We start from the raw sequence: 17,290 nt of genomic DNA on the forward strand, positions 1-17,290 counted from the left end.
GGTTTTCGCCCCACCACCTCGGGCACACCGCCCCGGGCACGACAGCGACCGCCTCGCGGTCCTCGAACGAAGGCGCAACCATGAGTGAGGCGAGTGTCGCCGTCCACGCCGACGCCGACCTGCTGGCGCAGGCCGTGGCGGCTCGGTTGCTGGTGAAGCTGCTCGACGCCCAGGCCGACCGGGGCGAAGCCTCGGTGGTGCTCACCGGAGGTCGGGTCGCGGCGGCCGTCTACCGGGCGGTGGCGACGCTGCCGGCCCGCGACGCGGTGGACTGGTCCCGGGTCGACGTGTGGTGGGGCGACGAACGGTTCCTGCCCGCCGGTGATCCGGACCGCAACGAGACGCAGGCCCGGGCCGCCCTGCTGGACGTGGTGCCGCTGAATCCGGCCCGGGTGCACGCGATGCCGGCTTCGGACGGCCCGGCCGGCAACGACCCCGAGGCGGCGGCTGCCGAGTACGCGCAGGAGCTGGCCCGCGCCGCCCGGCCCGGGAACGCCACACTGCCGCACTTCGACGTGCTGATGCTGGGCGTCGGCGAGGACGGCCACGTGGCCTCGGTCTTCCCCGAGCACCCGGTGGGCTACGAGACCCGGCCGGTGAGCGCGGTGCGGGGCAGCCCCAAGCCGCCGCCGACGCGGACCACCCTCACCCTGCCGGCCATCAACACCGCCGAGGAGGTCTGGCTGGTGGCCGCCGGCGCCGACAAGGCTCGCGCGGTGGGTATGGCGTTGGCCGGCGCAGGCCCGGTGCAGTTGCCGGCAGCCGGCGTGCACGGCGTGAACCGCACCCGCTGGTTGCTGGACCGGACGGCCGCAGCCGATGTGCCAGTCCGACTGCGCAGTCTGCGCTGAGCGGGCGGAGGAGCCCGCTACTCGCCGCGTCGACGGCGCAGTGCGGCGAGCGCCTCGGCGAGCAGGGCCTCTCCCTCCTCGGCGGTACGGCGCTCCTTCACGTACGCCAGGTGGCTCTTGTACGGTTCGGCGCGGACCCGACCTGGCGGGTTCTGGGCGTCCCGACCGGCGGGTAGGCCACAGCGGGGGCAGTCCCACAGGGGTGGCGGTTCGACGTCCGCGGCGATCCGAATGTCGACCCGGTGGTCGTTACGGCACCAGTAGGTGACGTCCTGTCGGGGGGCGGGTTGGTGCCTCTCGTCGGGGCGCATCGGTGCGGACCCGACCCGGGCTCCCCGGATAACGTTGCCATTCGGCACGGCTGCTCGCTCCTGTCGTCGGAGGGGACCCGCCGTCTTCGGGGGTGGAGCGGCGGGCGACGCGGTGCAGCGGAGAAAAGCCTGCGCGCGGCCCGTCGAGTGACGAACCGCGCGCAGATTGTACGACTTACTGAGCCTGCTCAGGCGCCGCTGTTCATTTGGAGGCGCAGCCAGAGCCCGAGCCCGATGATGGCGGCGAACCAGACGACGCTCACCAGAACGGTGTAGCGGTCCAGGTTCTTCTCGGCGACCGAGGAGCCGGCGAGGCTGGAGCTGACGCCACCGCCGAACATGCTCGACAGACCGCCACCCTTGCCACGGTGCAGCAGGATCAGCAGGGTGAGCAGAATGCTCGTGATGACCAGCAACACGATCAACGTGTATGCGAACCAGATCGGCATGGCTGGGGTCAGTTCCTCTCGTAGCGATCCTCGCCCGGTCTGATCGGGCACGGCGGCACCGACCGGCGGACGGGCGGTGTCAAGGATACCGAGCGATCAGCGGGCGAGGTGCTCCGGGAACCTGCAGATCTGAGCGAATTCCTCGGCGTCCAGGCTGGCGCCCCCCACCAGGCCCCCGTCCACGTCCGGTTGGGCCATGATCGAGGCGACGTTGGACGCCTTGACCGACCCGCCGTAGAGCACCCGAACCTGGTCGGCGGTCTCCTGGTCGAAGCGTTCCGCCAGTCGCTGACGCACCGCCCCGCAGACCTCCTGGGCGTCGTCCGGGGTCGCGGTCTTGCCGGTGCCGATCGCCCAGACCGGCTCGTACGCGATCACGACCTGCCGCACCTGCTCGGGGGTGAGCCCGGCGAGGCCCCCGTCGAGCTGGTCGGAGCAGTGCGCCACGTGGGTGCCCTGCTCGCGGACGTCAAGCCCCTCCCCCACGCACAGGATCGGCGTCAGGCCGTGCGTCAGCGCCGCCTTGACCTTGGCGTTGACCAGCGCGTCGTCCTCGTGGTGGTAGGCCCGCCGCTCGGAGTGCCCGACCACCACGTACGTGCAGCCGAGCTTGGCCAGCTGCGGCCCGGAGATGTCCCCGGTGTACGCGCCGGACGCGTGCGGGGAGAGGTCCTGCCCGCCGTAGCCAATCAGCAGCTTGTCCCCGTCCACCGCGGTCTGCACGGTGCGCAGGTCGGTGAAGGGTGGCAGCACCACCGTCTCGACGTCGGTGAGCTGCTTCTCGGTGAGGCTCGCCGCCAGCTTCTGCACCAGCAGGTTGGCCTCGAGGTGGTTGAGGTTCATCTTCCAGTTGCCGGCCATCAGCGGCCGGCGGGTGGTGCTCGACATTCAGTTCTCCAGGGCCGCGATGCCGGGGAGGGTCTTGCCCTCGAGGTATTCCAGGGAGGCGCCACCACCGGTGGAGATGTGCCCGAAGGACGACTCGTCCAGCCCCAGGGCACGGACGGCCGCGGCCGAGTCACCGCCACCGACGACGCTGAACGCGTCGGCCTTGGTGATCGCCTCGGCGATCCCCCGGGTGCCCGCGGCGAAGGCCGGCATCTCGAACACGCCCATCGGGCCGTTCCAGAAGATCGTCTTCGCCTGGGACAGCGCGGCGCTGAAGCCAGCCACCGTCTCCGGGCCGACATCCAGGCCGAGCCGGTGGCTCGGGATGCCGTCGACCCGCACCGTGTCGTGCGCCGCGTCCGGAGCGAACGCGTCCGCCACCACCACGTCGACCGGCAGCATGATCTTGCCGTCGGACCGCTCCAGCAGGTTGCGGCAGGTGTCGACCATGTCCTTCTCCAGCAGCGAGGTGCCCACCTCCAGGCCCTGGGCCTTGAGGAAGGTGAAACACATCCCGCCACCGATGAGCAGCCGGTCGACAGTGGGCAGCAGAGCCTCGATCACGGCGAGCTTGTCGGACACCTTCGACCCACCGAGCACCACGACGTACGGGCGCTCGGGGTCACCGGTGAGCTTGGAGAGCACCTCGACCTCACGCAGCACCAGCCGACCCGCCACGTGCGGCAACCGGGCCGGCACGTCGAAGACGCTGGCGTGCTTGCGGTGCACGGCACCGAACGCGTCGTCCACGTACGCGTCGCCGAACGCGGCGAGCTGGTCCGCGAAGGCGCCCCGCTCGGCCTCGTCCTTGCTGGTCTCGCCCGCGTTGAAACGCAGGTTCTCCAGCAGAGCGACCTGGCCGTCGGCCAGGTCGGCGACGGTGGCGCGGGCCGACTCGCCCACGGTGTCGGTGGCGAAGTGCACCGGCGCGCCCAGCAGCTCACCGAGCCGCCCGGCGACCGGGCCCAGGCTGAACTGCGGGTCCGGGGCGCCCTTCGGGCGGCCCAGGTGCGAGCAGACGACCACCTTCGCGCCGGCCTCGACCAGCGCGCCGAGGGTCGGCAGCACCGCGCGGATGCGCCCGTCATCCGTGATCGCACCGGTCTGCTTGTCGAGCGGGACGTTCAGGTCGGCGCGCACCAGCACGCGCCGACCCGACACCCCCTCGGCGAGCAGGTCGTCGAGGGTCCGGATGCTCACAGCGACGAACCGACCAGCTTGACGAGGTCGACGAGGCGGTTGGAGTAGCCCCACTCGTTGTCGTACCAGCCGACGACCTTGACCTGGTTGCCGACGACCTTGGTCAGCGGCGCGTCGAAGATGCACGACGCCGGGTCGGTCACGATGTCGGTGGAGACGATCGGGTCCTCGTTGTAGACCAGGATGCCCTTGAGCGGGCCGTCCGCGGCGGCCTTCAGCGCGGCGTTGACCTCGTCCACGGTGGTCTCGCGACCCACGTTGACGGTGAGGTCGGTGACCGAGCCGGTCGGGATCGGCACCCGCAGGGCGTAGCCGTCGAGCTTGCCCTTGAGGTCCGGCAGGACCAGGCCGATCGCCTTGGCGGCGCCGGTCGAGGTCGGAACGATGTTCAGCGCGGCGGCCCGGGCACGACGCAGGTCCGAGTGCGGCGCGTCCTGGAGGTTCTGGTCCTGGGTGTACGCGTGGATCGTCGTCATCAGACCGTGCTGGATGCCGAACGTGTCGTGCAGGACCTTCGCCATCGGCGCGAGGCAGTTGGTGGTGCACGAAGCGTTGGAGATGATGGTGTGCTTCGCCGGGTCGTAGGTGTCGTGGTTGACACCCATGACGACGGTGACGTCCTCGTTCTTCGCCGGGGCGGAGATGATGACCTTCTTGGCCCCACCGTCGACGTGCGCCTTGGCCTTGGTGGCGTCGGTGAAGAAGCCGGTCGACTCGATGACGACGTCGGCGCCGACCTCGCCCCACGGCAGCTTCGACGGGTCCTTCTCGGCGTACGCCTTGATGGTCTTGCCACCGACGGTGATCTCGTCGGAGTTGGCCTTGACCTCGTACGGCAGGCGACCGAGGATGCTGTCGTACTTGAGCAGGTGGGCGAGCGTGGCGTTGTCGGTCAGGTCGTTCACCGCCACGACCTCGATGTCGGCGTCAGACGCCAGCACTGCCCGGAAGAAGTTACGGCCGATTCGGCCAAAGCCGTTGATGCCAACCCGGATGGTCACAGGTCCCATCTCCTCGCGTTCTGGTCCGCCGGCTTCAGACAACGGGCCGGCGGGAATGGTGTGCGCCGACCGTTGGAGCCGGCCGTCGACGGTTCATCTCGGCCACCCCGCCGCGCGGTCTGAGGACCTGACCGCCCGAGGCGGTGGGCACGACGAGAAAGGCCGGTGTCGGCCCCCTTGCCGTACTCAGCGACCTTATCCGAGCGTGCGAGACCACGCTGCGCCGGGTCGCGCTCCCGGGCGCACCGTGCGGCCCCACCGTCCTATCAGACCACGAGCATGTCGGGCGTGACTGCCGCTTCCGTATCCGGGATGCCAAGGTCGCGGGCCCGCTTGTCGGCCAGCGCCAGGAGCCTGCGGATCCGTCCCGCGATGGCGTCCTTGGTCAGCGGGGGGTCGGCCAGGGCGCCCAGTTCCTCCAGCGACGCCTGCCGGTGCTCCAGACGCAGCCGACCGGCGTCGGTCAGGTGGTTGGGCGCCTCGTCGGCGAGGATCTCCAACGCACGGGTGACCCGGGCGGCCGCGGCGACCGCCGCCCGCGCCGAGCGGCGCAGGTTGGCGTCGTCGAAGTTGGCGAGCCGGTTGGCGGTGGCCCGCACCTCGCGGCGTACCCGACGCTCCTCCCAGGCCAGCACGCTGGAGTGCGCGCCGATCCGGGTGAGCAGCGCGGCGATAGCGTCGCCGTCCTTGACGACCACCCGGTCCACCCCGCGTACCTCGCGGTTCTTCGCGGTGATGCCGATGCGGCGGGCCGCGCCGACCAGCGCCAGCGCGGACTCCGGCCCCGGGCAGGTGATCTCCAGCGCGCTGGAGCGGCCGGGCTCGGTGAGCGAGCCGTGGGCCATGAACGCGCCCCGCCACGCGGAGACCGCGCAGCAGACGTTGGCCGCCACCACGTGTGGGGGCAGCCCTCGCACCGGGCGACCCCGCACGTCGAGCAGGCCGGTCTGCCGCGCGAGGGCCTCGCCGTCCTTGACCACCCGCACGATGAAGTGGCTGCCCTTGCGCAGCCCACCGGAGGCCAGCACGTGGATCTCGCTGGGGTAGCCGTAGACCTCGGCGACCTCCCGACGCAGCCGCCGGGCGACCGCCCCGGTGTCCAGTTCCGCCTCCACCACCACGCGGCCGGAGACGATGTGCAGCCCGCCGGCGAAGCGCAGCAGCGCGGCCATCTCCGCCCGCCGGCAGCAGGGCTTGGGCACGTCGACCCGACTCAGCTCGTCCTTGACCGCGGCCGTCATCGCCATTGTGCGTCCCCTCACGGACCTGTTCCGGCGTGTCGCCGGAGATTACGTACGTGTCTAACGATCGGCGCCCAGGACAGGCACCAGCGCGGCGCCCAGGGCAGCCGGATCATGGCGGGGAGTCCCGTCGACAACGGCGACGGGGGCGAGGACCAGGCGGGCACCCAGCGATTCTGCCGCACGTTCGACCGGTTCGGGGTCACCCACCGCCTTGGCGTCGGCGAGCACAAGATCGACCTTGAGTTCGGGCAGGTACCAGTGCAGTGCCGCGAGATGATCGGCGACGGAGAGCCCCAGGGTCTCCTTCTCCGCGGCGAGGTTCAGCGTGACCAGCCGCCGGGCCGAGGTGGACACGATCGCGTCGGCCAACTGCGGCACCAGCAGGTGCGGAAGCACACTCGTGTACCAGCTGCCCGGCCCAAAGATCAACCAATCGGCCGCCCGGATCGCCTCGATGGCCTCGGCGCACGCCGGTGGGGCGCTCGGGGTGAGGCGCAGCGACTCGACCCGCCCGGTGGTCACGGCCACCTGGTGCTGGCCACTGACCGTGCACACCTCGTCCGGGGCGGCCGGGTCGGCGCCGCGTACCCGCGCCTCGATGCCGACCGGTTGGCGGGACATCGGCAACACCCGGCCCACCGCGCCGAGCATCGCGCCGGCGTGCTCCAGCGCCGCCACCGGGTCGCCGAGCAGCTCCATGAGGCCGCAGAGCACCAGGTTGCCCACCGCGTGCCCGGTCAGACCGTCGGTGCCGGCCGACGCCCCGTCGGTGCCGCGCGGAGCCGCGCCGTCCCGGCCCGCGTCGTCGCCCGCCGCCAGGCCCTGGCCGGTCGCGCCGGGTCCGGGTACGCCCACCGGCGCGGCGGCGAAGCGGTGCTGGAACAGCCCGGCGCTGCGCCGGGTGGCCGGGTGGTCACCGGCCAGGGCCACCAACGCCTGGCGCAGATCTCCCGGCGGCAGGCCACCCCGCTCGGCCCGCAGCCGACCACTGGAACCACCGTCGTCACCCACCGTGACCACCGCGGTGATGTCGAGGTCGAGTTCGGGGGCGCAGTGGCGCAGCGCACGCAACGAGGCGGACAGACCGTGCCCGCCGCCGAACGCCACCACCCGCCGGGCCGTCATTCCCGCCCCAGGTCGCGGTGCTGGGCGTTCGCCGCCAACCCCGAGTGACGCAGTCGGCTGGCCAACTCCTCGGCGATGGCCACGCTGCGGTGCTTGCCGCCGGTGCAGCCCACGGCGACCGTAAGGTACCGCTTGCCCTCCCGCTCGAAGCCGGTCGTGGTGGCGTTGACCAGGTCGGCGTACGAGGCGACGAAGGCGTCCGCGCCCTCCTGGCCCAGCACGTACGCGCTGACCGCCTCCTCCCGCCCGGTGTGCTCACGCAGCTCCGGCACCCAGTACGGATTGGGCAGGAAGCGGGCGTCCAACACGAAGTCGGCGTCCGGTGGCAGGCCGTACTTGAAGCCGAACGACAACACGGTGACCCGCAGCCGGCGGGCGTCCTCGCCGCCGAACAGCTCCTCGATGCGGCGCCGGAGCTGGTTGACGTTCAGGTGGCTGGTGTCAATGATCACGTCGGCCTGGTCACGGGCCTCCTCCAGCAGGCCGCGCTCCACGGCGATGCCGTCGGCCAGCCGCCCGTCACCCTGCAACGGATGCGAACGGCGAACGCTCTCGAACCGCCGGATCAGCACCTCGTCGTCGGCGTCGACGAAGACCACCCGGGGCGAGAATCCGCGCTCCTTGAGCTCCCGGATCGCCCCGGCCAGGTCCGTGGAGAAGGCCCGCGACCGCACGTCCAGCACCATCGCGGTACGCCGAGCCGCGCCGCCCGCCTTGAACGCCAGCTCGGCCATGTCCAGCATCAGGGCCTGCGGCAGGTTGTCCACGACGTAGTAGCCGACGTTCTCCAACGCCCGGGCCACAGTGCTGCGGCCACCCCCGGAGACGCCGGTGACCACCACCAGTGTGGTCTCCGACTCAGCCGCCACCTGCTCGTCATTGGCATCCGGGCCGTCGATCCGGTCCCCGGCTGTGCGCGCCTCGCTCACCCGTACCCCCAAGCCGTGGCGCCGCGGCCGCCCTCGGCCGCGATTGGTCAATCAGCGACTCTATCCCGCCACCCGGTCCCCGCCCGGCACCCGTGGCCGGGCGGCGCACACCGAGCGCCCGGCGGTCGCGCTCCCGACAGTGCGCGCCCTTGATGACGATCAGTGACTGTCTATACGCTCCTTGCGATAACCGCAGGTCAAGGCCGATATCTGGGAGGGTGCGATGCACGACCTGGCGGACAAGAACAAGTACGTGGGCTTCCTGTTCATGCGGATCAACCCCGAGTACTTCGCCCTCGGACGTGAGGGCATCCACGAGATCTCCGCCGAGCACGCCCGTGACCTGGGCCGCTTCGCCAAGCAGCTCACCCACGTCGTCTGCACCGGGGTGAACGGCACGTACGACCAGGTCACCATGGTCGAGGCCGACACCCTGGAGGAGATCAACGCGGCGGCCACCGCCTTCCGCATGGGCAACAAGGCCCGCTACATCGAGATCGTCGACATCGTGATCGGGATGAAGGCCCCGCCGCGCGGCCTGGCCAACCGGTCCAGCCAGCCCGGCTGACCGCCCCGCCCGTCCGGCCCACCCGACCCGGGTGCGCCGGGCGGGCGCTGTCGGCGTCGGCTCGTAGACTCCGCGGATGGGGGACATCGCCCATGCCGGATTCGCACGGAGGTGGCGGCGTGAAGGACAGCCGTTGGACGACGGTCACGCCGACTCAGTTCGAGCGGGAGCGCGCGGCCCTGGAGCACGTCCGCCGCCTCCTGCCGGACACTGAGCCCTACCGCGCGTGGTCGAACTTCACCTTCACTGCCGAGACCGGGCACGTTCACGAGGTGGACCTCTTGGTGGCCGCCCCCAGTGGGATTTACCTGGTCGAGATCAAGAGTCTCAGTGGCCGTCTCACCAACAGCGGGTCCAACTGGCTACTGAGCAACAACAAGGTACGAACGTTCGACAATCCCCTCCACCTGGCTGACCTCAAGGGCAAGCGGCTTCGGTCGCTGTTGACCGCGCAGGCACGGAGAGACCGTTCCCCGATCCACATTCCGTTCATCCAGGGCGCGGTCTTCCTGTCCCTGCCGACCTTGCAAATCGCAGTGTCGGAGCACCAACTGCACTGGGTCTTCGGGCCAGAGACGCAGGGAGACGCAGACGAATCCTCGCTTCCCGGGATTTGGTCCGGTCTGCTCGGCCGCCCGCCACAGGACGAGCGACGGCGGATCACGCCCGAGATCTCACGGGCGCTGCCCCGGCTACTGACCGGCGCCGGGGTGGCCCGCAGCCGCCGGTATCACCAGGTCGGTTCATGGCAGCTCGGCGCAACCCCCTTCGATGTGGGGCCGACCTGGCAGGATCATCTCGCCCACCATGCCCAGTTCGAGCACGAGCACAGGCGGGTCCGCATCTACCTCGTAGAGCGCAACTCGGCCAAGGCCGAGCGGGCCAGCATCGAACGGGCCGCCCGACGGGAGATGCTGGCGCTGCATGGGGTGCAGCACCCCGGCATTGTCCAGGTGGACACGATGGAACCCCACGAAGGTGGCCCGGCACTCATCTTCCGCCACGATCCCCGCGCCGTACGCCTCGACCACTTCATGGCGCAGCATGGCGACCGGCTGGAGGTCGGCGCCAGGCTTGACATGATCCGGCAGCTCGCCGAGGCGATGGCGTACGCACACGGCCGCCGATTGCACCATTGCGCCCTTTCTGCCCGCAGCATCCTGGCGACTCCCGGCCATCGAGCCCGTGGCCAGAGTGAGGATGATGCCTGGCTACAACCGCAGGTGCAGATCAGCGACTGGCAGGCGGCGAGCCGGCTGCCCGACTCGGTAAGCGGCGGCGGTGTGGCCCTGCGCGTCTCGCCGACATCACAGCTGGGTGCCCATCTGGAGCGGTCGGCTGAGGCGTATCTCGCGCCAGAGCTGAGCACGCCGACACCGGATCCGGTGGCACTGGACGTCTTCGGTCTTGGTGCCCTGGCCTATCTGCTGCTCTCGGGCCAACCGCCAGCGGGAAACCGGCGCGAGTTGCTGGCCCGGCTGGCCAGCGACGACGGGCTTCGCCCCTCGTCCTCCGCTGACTCGATCTCAGAGTTTATGGACGAGCTGGTCCAGGCGTCCACCGCACCGGTGCCCGCGCGCCGACTGTCCAGCGTCGCGGAGCTGCTGGAGATGCTGACGCTGGCCGAGGAGGAGCTGACCGCGCCGTCCGCTCCCCCGGCAGAGGTCACGGATCCGGTGGACCTGCTGGAGGCGCGGGTCGGTGACACGGTCGCCGACTGGCGGATCGTCAAGAAGTTGGGCACCGGCTCCACCTCTCGCGCTTTCCTGGTCGAAAACCGGCGCACCGGCGCACCGGAGGTGCTCAAGGTCGCCCTGTCGGACGAGAAGGCGAGCCGCCTGTCACACGAAGCGCAGGTGTTGCGCAACATCCACCAGGATTCACGGATCATTCGACTCGCCCGGGAGGAGCCCATCCACCTGCCGCCGCGCTGGGTGATCGTGCTCGAACATGCCGGGGAGAAGACCGTCGCACGCAAGCTGCGTGAGGACGGCCGGTTGACCGTGGATGAGCTGGAGACGTACTCCGATTACCTGTTCGGAGCGGTGGACCATCTCCAGGGCGAGGGCGTGGTCCATCGCGACATCAAACCGGACAACATCGCCATCCGGATCCGCCCCAACCGGACCCGCCAACTCGTGCTCTTCGACTTCTCGCTGGCCGCAGTGCCGCTGGAGGACATCGAAGCCGGCACCCCTCGCTATCTCGATCCGTTCCTCGGCACCACCACCCGCCCGCACTACGACGAGCACGCCGAGCGGTACGCGATTGCGGTGACCCTGCACGAGATGGCCTCCGGTGAGCTGCCGGTTTGGGGGGACGGCGCGACCGAGCCCCGATACACCGAAGGCCCACCAGTGCTGGCCGTCGAAGCCTTCGACCCGGCGGTCCGGGACGGCCTGGTCGGTTTCTTCATCCGGGCACTGAACCGAGACGCAAGCCAGCGACACAGCTCTCTGAAGGAGATGCGGGACGCCTGGCAGCAGGTCTTCCGTCAGTCCGACCACACCGCCCCGGTCGGCTCGGTGCACCCGGACGACGAGGCTGGCGCCACTCCCGCAGAACGCGACGCCGCTGCCGACCGAGCGACCCGGGCGACGGTGCTGGAGGCGTCCGGCCTCACCCTACGGGCCGTCTCCGCCGCCCACCGGCTGGACGCGACCACCGTCGGAGAGCTGCTGGCCCTCGGCTCGAAGCAGCTCTTCAGCCTCCCCGGTCTCGGTGCGAAGACCCGACAGGAGCTGCAACGCCGGCTCCGGGAATGGCGGGGCCGGCTGGTTGAGCACGAAGCGATGCCGACGAGCGCGGCGGCTCGGGCCGCAGCTCGGACCGAGGTCGACGCGGCGGTGAACGCAGGCCCCGACGCCGGCAGCGGAGACCCCGAGCCGGCCGCGTTCACTACGGTCGGGCTGGACGCCGTGGTTGCCCGGCTACTGCCCGTCCCGCATTCCACTGGGCGCAATCGGAACGAGGTCGAAGCGATTCGGTTGCTGCTACGGCTGCCCGACGAGGCGGGCAACCTCCCGCAGTTGGCTCCGTGGCCGCAGCAACCGGCGGTGGCGAGCCTGGTGGGGGTCAGCCCGGGTCGAGTCGCGCAATGCCTGATGGCACAACGTGAGCGGTGGCACGCCGACCCGGTGCTGCGTAGCGTCCGGCTGGAGTTGATCGAGCTGCTGGCCGAAAGTGGCCGGGTGATGGGGGCGATGGAGCTCGCGGTCGCGCTACTGATCCGGCGAGGTTCGGGCCAGGACGGCGAGGAGCTGCGCCGAGCGCTGGCGATGGCGGCGGTCCGAGCAGCCGTGGAGATCGATCCACTGGCGGAAGAGGCCCGCTTCGCCTCCCGCCGGCATGGCGACCGACTGCTGTTCGCACTGGAGGCGGGCAGCACGGATCCCCAGGAGACACCGGCAGCACCGGCCCTGCTCGACTACGCCGATGCGCTCGGCGAGGTCGCGGACGAGCTGGCCAGCCAGGAGGTGCTGCCCAGCCCGGCGACGGTGCTGAGGGACCTCACCGCAGTCGATCCGCGCACCGAGCACACGGGAATCACGCTCGATGAGCGCCGGATGGTGCAGCTCGCGGCGGCGGCATCGAAGACGGCCGCCGCGTCCCCCCGGTTGGAGATCTATCCCCGCAATCTCGATCCGGTCCGTGCATTGCGACTGGCCCAGGCCGGGGTGGTGCCTGCACCCGTGGGGGATGCGGAGCCCGCTGGCCTCAGCGAGAGGCAGATCACCGAGAAGGTCCAGGCCCGGTTCCCGGAGCTGCCGGCGTTGCCCCCCCATCCCCGGCTGGACCGGCTGCTCACCGAGGCCGGCTTCGACCTGGTGTGGAAGGCCGGCCGCTACTACGCCCGGCGTTCCTCATTGTCATCGACCCGGGTCGCGTCGTCACGTCGCCGTTCCACCGCGTCCGGGATGACGCCGTGGACGGCCGAGTCACCCGAGTTGGCCGCCTCGATCCGCGCTGAGCAGCAACTCGCCTCCGCTGCCGACGAGGGAGGTTTCCGGGTGCTGACCATCCGCGCCGACCGGTATGCCGGAGCGACGCGGGAACTGGCCGGCCGTTTCGCCGGACAACCAGTGAGCGTGGCCGGCAGATTTGTCTCCGAGCTGCGCACGCTGGTGGAGTCCCGGCCGAAGCCGACCTGGCCGACCGTGCTGACCGCTGACCGGGCCGACCCGAACTCCCGGGACGCGCTGAAGCTCGCCGAGTTCACCGGCCGAGCCTGGCAGAGCCTGCGGCCCGCACTGCTGGCGCTGCCCGACCGGCAGTGCCCGTTACTGCTCGTCGATGCCGCGCCGCTGGTGCGGTACCGGGGCATGCACCTACTGGAGGAGCTGGCCGAGGCGGCTCGCGCCGGGGCGGGGCCGGTCTGGCTGCTCTGCCCCATGGAGGACCCAACCCAGTTGCCGCACCTGGACGACGCCGTGGTGCCGGTGCCTCCCTACGAGTGGGTCATCCTGCCGGACGCCTGGGTCAGCAATGCCCACCGCGGCCACCCGGAGCAGGCGAGTTAGTCGTCAGAGTCAGACGGCAGCAGGATGTTTCCGGCGTGTAGGTCACCGTGGGTGCGTCCGAGTATCAGGTCGCTCAGCTCGACCGCCGGCCGAACCCCCTGCTCGTCCATGAACTCCGCCTCCCAGCGGGCCAGGTCCCGAGCGCGCGCCCGAACGAACGCCGTTCCGTTCCCAGCGACCAGATGGGTCAGCGCCTCGGCACGGATGCCGTGGCTGGTGACCACCTTCTGCAGCAGGCTCGGCGACAGGAGGGCCAGGTCCTCGCGCGCCGGCAAGCCTGACTGGCTGGGCAGGATGATCCGGTTGGCTGGCCACGACTCCTCAGGCACATCGGTCACCACACGGCGATAGGCGGCGGTCCCGGACCCGGCGAGCAGGGTCTCGAGATCGATCGGACCACCGCTGAGGCCAAGTCGCTCCGGGAACCGGCGCAGTTCCCACAACATGAACGCCCGGATCCGGCCGTCGTCGGCGTCGAACCAGTCCGGGACGGGCTGTGCTCGATGCTCCTCAAGGTTCAGCTTCCCGCCGTCGGCGAAACCTTGGAGCTGCTGCAACGCCCGTCGGGTCTGGAACTCGCTGCTGCCGGCGAGGACGCCGGACCACGAGGTGGCCCAGAACCAGCGGACCAGGGTGCGAACCTGTGCGCGGTCCGGTACGGGAACGAGGTGGTGGAAGGCCGCCAGCAGCATGACCTGCTGCGGGTATGGCACCAGCCGGGTGGCCGGAACCCCGACCTCGTACCTCAGGAACTGCACCGCCCGGTGCAGGGCCGGCTCGGCCGCCCGGGCCGCGTCGTTGAGATCATCCCGGAATCGGTCGGCCAGGGCCCCCCACCGGGTCGCCTGCACGTTCTCCTCACCGGCGATGGCGAGAATGGACTGGAAGACGGTGCTCGCGGGAATCTCGCCGATACCGCTGTTGCCGATACTCTCCCGGATCGTGCTGATCCGGTCGGCGAGCGTGGACGTCGAGGTCGCGCTGTAGGTCAACGCGGAGACCATCTGGTCCGGGGTGATCTGCTGACCTTTGCTGTTCAGCCGGGAGAACGCCTCCACCGCGTGGGACAGGTCTCCACCGACCAGCCGAACCACTGCGATCTTGTAGGACCGGATTCGTTGGGCGAGCTGCTCGGCCTCCTCGACCAGCGCGTCACACTCCGCCGGGTCGGCCACCTCGCGAGCCAGCCGACGGGCATGGGCGAGGAACTCCATCGTGCGCAGCACCGCCTGCATGGGAAGCAGCCGTGCCGACGGCTCACCTTCCGGCCAGTGCCCGAACCGGGGCTCCGGGTGGTTGCCCAGGCCGAGGTCGCGGTAGATCCGCCATACCCACTCGCCCGGCGCGGACGCGGGGGCCGGACGGCGGGCGAGGGTGCCGAAGAGGGTGGAGAGCCGCTGGTGGCCGTCGATCAGGTAGGCCACCGGGCCCTCGGAGGGCGGTGGCGGGATGTCGATCCCGGCGACCTGGTCGAGGCTGGGTAGCACCTTCGGTGTCTCCCACACCAGGATGCTGCCGATCGGGTAACCCCGCTCGATGCTGTCGTACAGGTCGATCATCTGCTCGGGACGCCAGACGAACGGGCGTTGGAACCTGGGCACCCGCAGGCGGCCGGCGGCCACGTCGTCCAGCAGCTGTTCCAGCAGCAGGACCTCCGGCTTGACGGTGCTCTCGTCTGCGTGTTCCGCCATCAGTTGCTCCCCGCTCCCGTCGTCAGACCCGGCTCGCGATCAGGTCGAGCATGGTCCGCAGCTCCGCGACGACCTCGTCGCCGAGAGTGGCGAAGTCCCGCTCGGTCAGTTGCTCCCGATACTCGGCCAACCGCTCGAGCAGATTCTTGCCGAAGCCGTCATGCAGGCCGAGCTGCACCGCCAGGTCGAGGCCCTCGAAGAGCTCCTTCTGCTTCTCGACGGCTTCCGGTTTCCGCTTGCCGAGCCCGGTCTTCATGTCGAGGTGACCACGCTGTTGCGGGGTCAGCCGCCTGAGCAAGGACAGCTTCTGGGACGCCTGTTTCGGCTTGCCGATGCCGGCGAGCACCCGGTGCGGGACGTAGTTCTCCGCCTCCCGCAGCGCCAGCACGTGCACCGCGATTTCCTCGGCGGCCAGCTTCTCGGCTTGGTCGTGGTTGGGGGTCCGCTGGCCTGGGATCAGGCTGTCGCTGTCGAGCAGGGCGACAACCCTGACCAACCGCCGGTACCGGACGGCGTGCTCCCGGGCCACCCGAGGAACCTCCCCGCTGCCGCCCGCGCTGTGCACCTCCAACCAGGCCCGCTCCAGCGCGGTGAGGACCCGTTCGTGCCGCAGGGCGCACGCCACGGTGTGCAGGAAGCCACCGTCCGAGCTGCTGTTCTCGACGACGAGCACCGCGGGCCGGCACAGGTCGGCAGAGTGGTCGGCGAGATCGGCTCGACCGACCCGGACCAGGTCCCGCTGCTGGGTGGTGCCGGTCCACGCCTGCTGGACCATGGCGTCGCGGGCCAACGCGACATAGGTATCGGCGAGGTCGGGCAGATGTTTCGGCAGGTACGCCTCGACGGCGGCGACCACCCCGTAGTTGGTCACCCAGTCGTGGCGGCGGTCCGGGAAGCAGCGCAGCAGGACGTAGAGGTCGGTCGGGTCGAACTGGTCAGCGGGGTCGCCGACGTCGACGAACACGTCGGCGGTCAGCTCAACCCGCACGGGCGTCCCGCCTCTCCCACTGGACGCGGGCCAGTTCCTTGGTCTCCTCGTAGTCTTCGGAGAAGACGCCCGCCGGCCAGTAGTCCAGGTTGCCGGCCTCGTCGACGTGAATGCGTCGGGCGACGGCCGCGCCGTCGAGGGAGTCCACGAAGTAGACCGCGAGCAGTGCCGGGTCGAGGCCCCCGGCGATGCGCCGCCGCAGGCGCAGCAGCAGCGTCTCGCTGTGCGTCTCGATCAGGAAGCGGGTGGAGGTGTTCTGCGCGGCGGTCAGGTAGAGCTCAGCCAGCGCGGCGTGCGCGGCCGGGTGCAGGTGCAGCTCCGGCTGCTCGATGATCTCCAACACGGATTGGTCGCTGGGGTGGAGCAGGTCCGCCGCCCGCTGCACGAAGACCGGCAGCGCCTGAGCCACACCGGTGCCGGCGTCGGCCAGGTTCACCTGGATGGTGTCGTCGTCGCGGGAGGTGAGCACCACCGACCACATGCCACCCCGCTCGGCGACATCCAACTTCCACCCCGGAAGTTGCTCGGCGAACTGCTCGTTGAGCTGTCGGATCAACCGGCTCTGGTTGCGGACCTTGTCGCTGGCGAGGATGCCCGCGGCGTGCTCGCCGGTGATGCCGATCTCGGCGGGCGCCCGGCCGGGGAGCCGGTAGCGTCGTTGCGCCCGGTCCCGGAACGGCCCGAAGTAGCGCACCCTCGGGAAGCTGGCCCGGATGTCCATGCTCAGTCCGAGCAGCTCGGTCTCGATGGCAGGCGGAATGCCGTCGACTATTCCGTCACGCTGCACCACCTCGACCGGCAGCAGCCCCTGGAACAGGACCGGCACCTCGGTCCAGGTCGTCTCGCCGGCCTCGATCGTGTAGCGCGGCGTCTGGCGCGGGTCGGTCAGCTCCCACTCCAGCCGGAACCGGCGCACCCCACCGGTCGTGACAGTCAGCTCGCTGACCACCTGCGTGTGGTGTTCCCGGACATGCTGCACAGTGGCCTTCAGTTCGATCGGGCCGGCTGCTCCGTCGAGTGCCAGGCCGAGCTGGAAGCTGCCCAGCGCCCGGTTGCCGTAGACCAGGTCGGTGAACGAGTCGACCATGCTCTCGCCGAGCTGGTCCAGGTCGAGTGGTTCCGGGGACTCGGTGCGGATGCCGGTGCCGAACACCACCGGCGCCCGGACCAACGCGCTCTTGCCCGCGTTGTTGCGGCCGAGCACCAGGGTGATCGGCCGCAGCTCGATGTCCTGTCGGCGGGCGAAGCAGCGGTAGCTGCCGAGGGTCATCCCAACCAGAGACATGGATCAACCCACCCGGGCTCAGCGGACCGGGGCGGGGCATGCCCTGCCTGGCACTCGATGACTTCCTCGACCGTGCCCTCGATGATCCGCACGCCCACCTCCGCCTCTCGGGTCAGCGTGGCAGCCTAACCAGCAGGACGTGAGTTCGAAGTCCCGTTCAACTGCGTGGCACTGTCGGGTGCCGGACACCACACAGGCCCGGTGCACTGCCACCTGCCCGGTAAGGTGGCCCGGTTCAGG

Annotated in this window: 14 protein-coding genes; 3 read left to right on the forward strand and 11 right to left on the reverse strand. The window is 70.4% G+C overall.

The features are described from left to right. The first annotated feature begins 80 nt into the window (after positions 1 to 80). A complete protein-coding gene (gene pgl / locus AB0B68_RS16005) occupies positions 81 to 851 on the forward strand; it encodes a 6-phosphogluconolactonase (RefSeq protein ID WP_357198545.1) in 771 nt (256 codons plus the stop codon). Positions 852 to 868: 17 nt separating this feature from the next. Here the strand turns inward: pgl and AB0B68_RS16010 are convergent, their stop codons facing one another. The 8 genes from AB0B68_RS16010 to rapZ form a co-directional block, all read right to left on the reverse strand. Continuing rightward, positions 869 to 1,210, reverse strand: coding sequence for an RNA polymerase-binding protein RbpA (locus AB0B68_RS16010; protein ID WP_124853953.1), 342 nt, complete (start codon positions 1,208 to 1,210; stop codon positions 869 to 871). Positions 1,211 to 1,350: 140 nt separating this feature from the next. Continuing rightward, positions 1,351 to 1,611, reverse strand: a complete 261-nt coding sequence (gene secG / locus AB0B68_RS16015; RefSeq protein WP_121653040.1) for a preprotein translocase subunit SecG — start codon at positions 1,609 to 1,611, stop codon at positions 1,351 to 1,353. A 96-nt stretch (positions 1,612 to 1,707) separates the two neighbouring features. Further along, positions 1,708 to 2,499, reverse strand: a complete 792-nt coding sequence (gene tpiA / locus AB0B68_RS16020; RefSeq protein ID WP_357260573.1) for a triose-phosphate isomerase — start codon at positions 2,497 to 2,499, stop codon at positions 1,708 to 1,710. Next, positions 2,500 to 3,699, reverse strand: coding sequence for a phosphoglycerate kinase (locus AB0B68_RS16025; RefSeq protein ID WP_357232530.1), 1,200 nt, complete (start codon positions 3,697 to 3,699; stop codon positions 2,500 to 2,502). Beyond that, positions 3,696 to 4,700, reverse strand: a complete 1,005-nt coding sequence (gap, locus tag AB0B68_RS16030; protein ID WP_357198555.1) for a type I glyceraldehyde-3-phosphate dehydrogenase — start codon at positions 4,698 to 4,700, stop codon at positions 3,696 to 3,698. Before gap ends, AB0B68_RS16025 begins: the two co-directional genes overlap by 4 nt. A 266-nt stretch (positions 4,701 to 4,966) precedes the next feature. Beyond that, positions 4,967 to 5,947, reverse strand: a complete 981-nt coding sequence (gene whiA, locus AB0B68_RS16035; RefSeq protein ID WP_210785006.1) for a DNA-binding protein WhiA — start codon at positions 5,945 to 5,947, stop codon at positions 4,967 to 4,969. Between the two features lie 54 nt (positions 5,948 to 6,001). Then, positions 6,002 to 7,069: a 2-phospho-L-lactate transferase CofD family protein gene (locus AB0B68_RS16040; protein WP_357260576.1), complete on the reverse strand. Its 1,068-nt coding sequence runs from the start codon at positions 7,067 to 7,069 to the stop codon at positions 6,002 to 6,004. Beyond that, entirely contained in the window at positions 7,066 to 7,968 is a 903-nt protein-coding gene (rapZ, locus tag AB0B68_RS16045; RefSeq protein ID WP_355009982.1) for an RNase adapter RapZ, read from the reverse strand. Before rapZ ends, AB0B68_RS16040 begins: the two co-directional genes overlap by 4 nt. 253 nt (positions 7,969 to 8,221) lie before the next feature. Here rapZ and AB0B68_RS16050 point away from each other — a divergent pair, with 253 nt between their 5' ends. Both AB0B68_RS16050 and pglW read left to right on the forward strand, forming a co-directional pair. Next, positions 8,222 to 8,566 (forward strand): hypothetical protein, encoded by a 345-nt coding sequence (locus tag AB0B68_RS16050; protein ID WP_355009940.1) that lies wholly within the window; start codon positions 8,222 to 8,224, stop codon positions 8,564 to 8,566. 119 nt (positions 8,567 to 8,685) lie between these two features. Then, positions 8,686 to 13,086: a BREX system serine/threonine kinase PglW gene (pglW, locus tag AB0B68_RS16055; RefSeq protein WP_357260579.1), complete on the forward strand. Its 4,401-nt coding sequence runs from the start codon at positions 8,686 to 8,688 to the stop codon at positions 13,084 to 13,086. On the opposite strand, the gene AB0B68_RS16060 is transcribed toward pglW, so the two are convergent. Genes AB0B68_RS16060 through AB0B68_RS16070 form a run of 3 tightly spaced genes read right to left on the reverse strand, consistent with a single transcriptional unit; the run spans position 13,083 to position 17,050 of the window. After that, complete coding sequence (locus AB0B68_RS16060) at positions 13,083 to 14,777, reverse strand: DUF262 domain-containing protein (RefSeq protein WP_357260582.1); 1,695 nt, start codon at positions 14,775 to 14,777, stop codon at positions 13,083 to 13,085. The genes pglW and AB0B68_RS16060 overlap by 4 nt on opposite strands. A gap of 22 nt (positions 14,778 to 14,799) precedes the next feature. Beyond that, on the reverse strand, positions 14,800 to 15,765 hold the full coding sequence (locus AB0B68_RS16065) for a hypothetical protein (protein WP_357260585.1): 966 nt from the start codon (positions 15,763 to 15,765) through the stop codon (positions 14,800 to 14,802). Then, positions 15,755 to 17,050 carry an AAA family ATPase gene (locus AB0B68_RS16070; RefSeq protein ID WP_357260588.1) on the reverse strand — a complete coding sequence of 432 codons (1,296 nt, stop codon included), beginning with the start codon at positions 17,048 to 17,050 and terminating at the stop codon, positions 15,755 to 15,757. The genes AB0B68_RS16065 and AB0B68_RS16070 overlap by 11 nt, the downstream gene beginning before the upstream one ends. Positions 17,051 to 17,290 lie beyond the last annotated feature (240 nt).

It is taken from the genome of Micromonospora sp. NPDC049049 (genome assembly GCF_040649115.1).
Taxonomy (GTDB): domain Bacteria; phylum Actinomycetota; class Actinomycetes; order Mycobacteriales; family Micromonosporaceae; genus Micromonospora.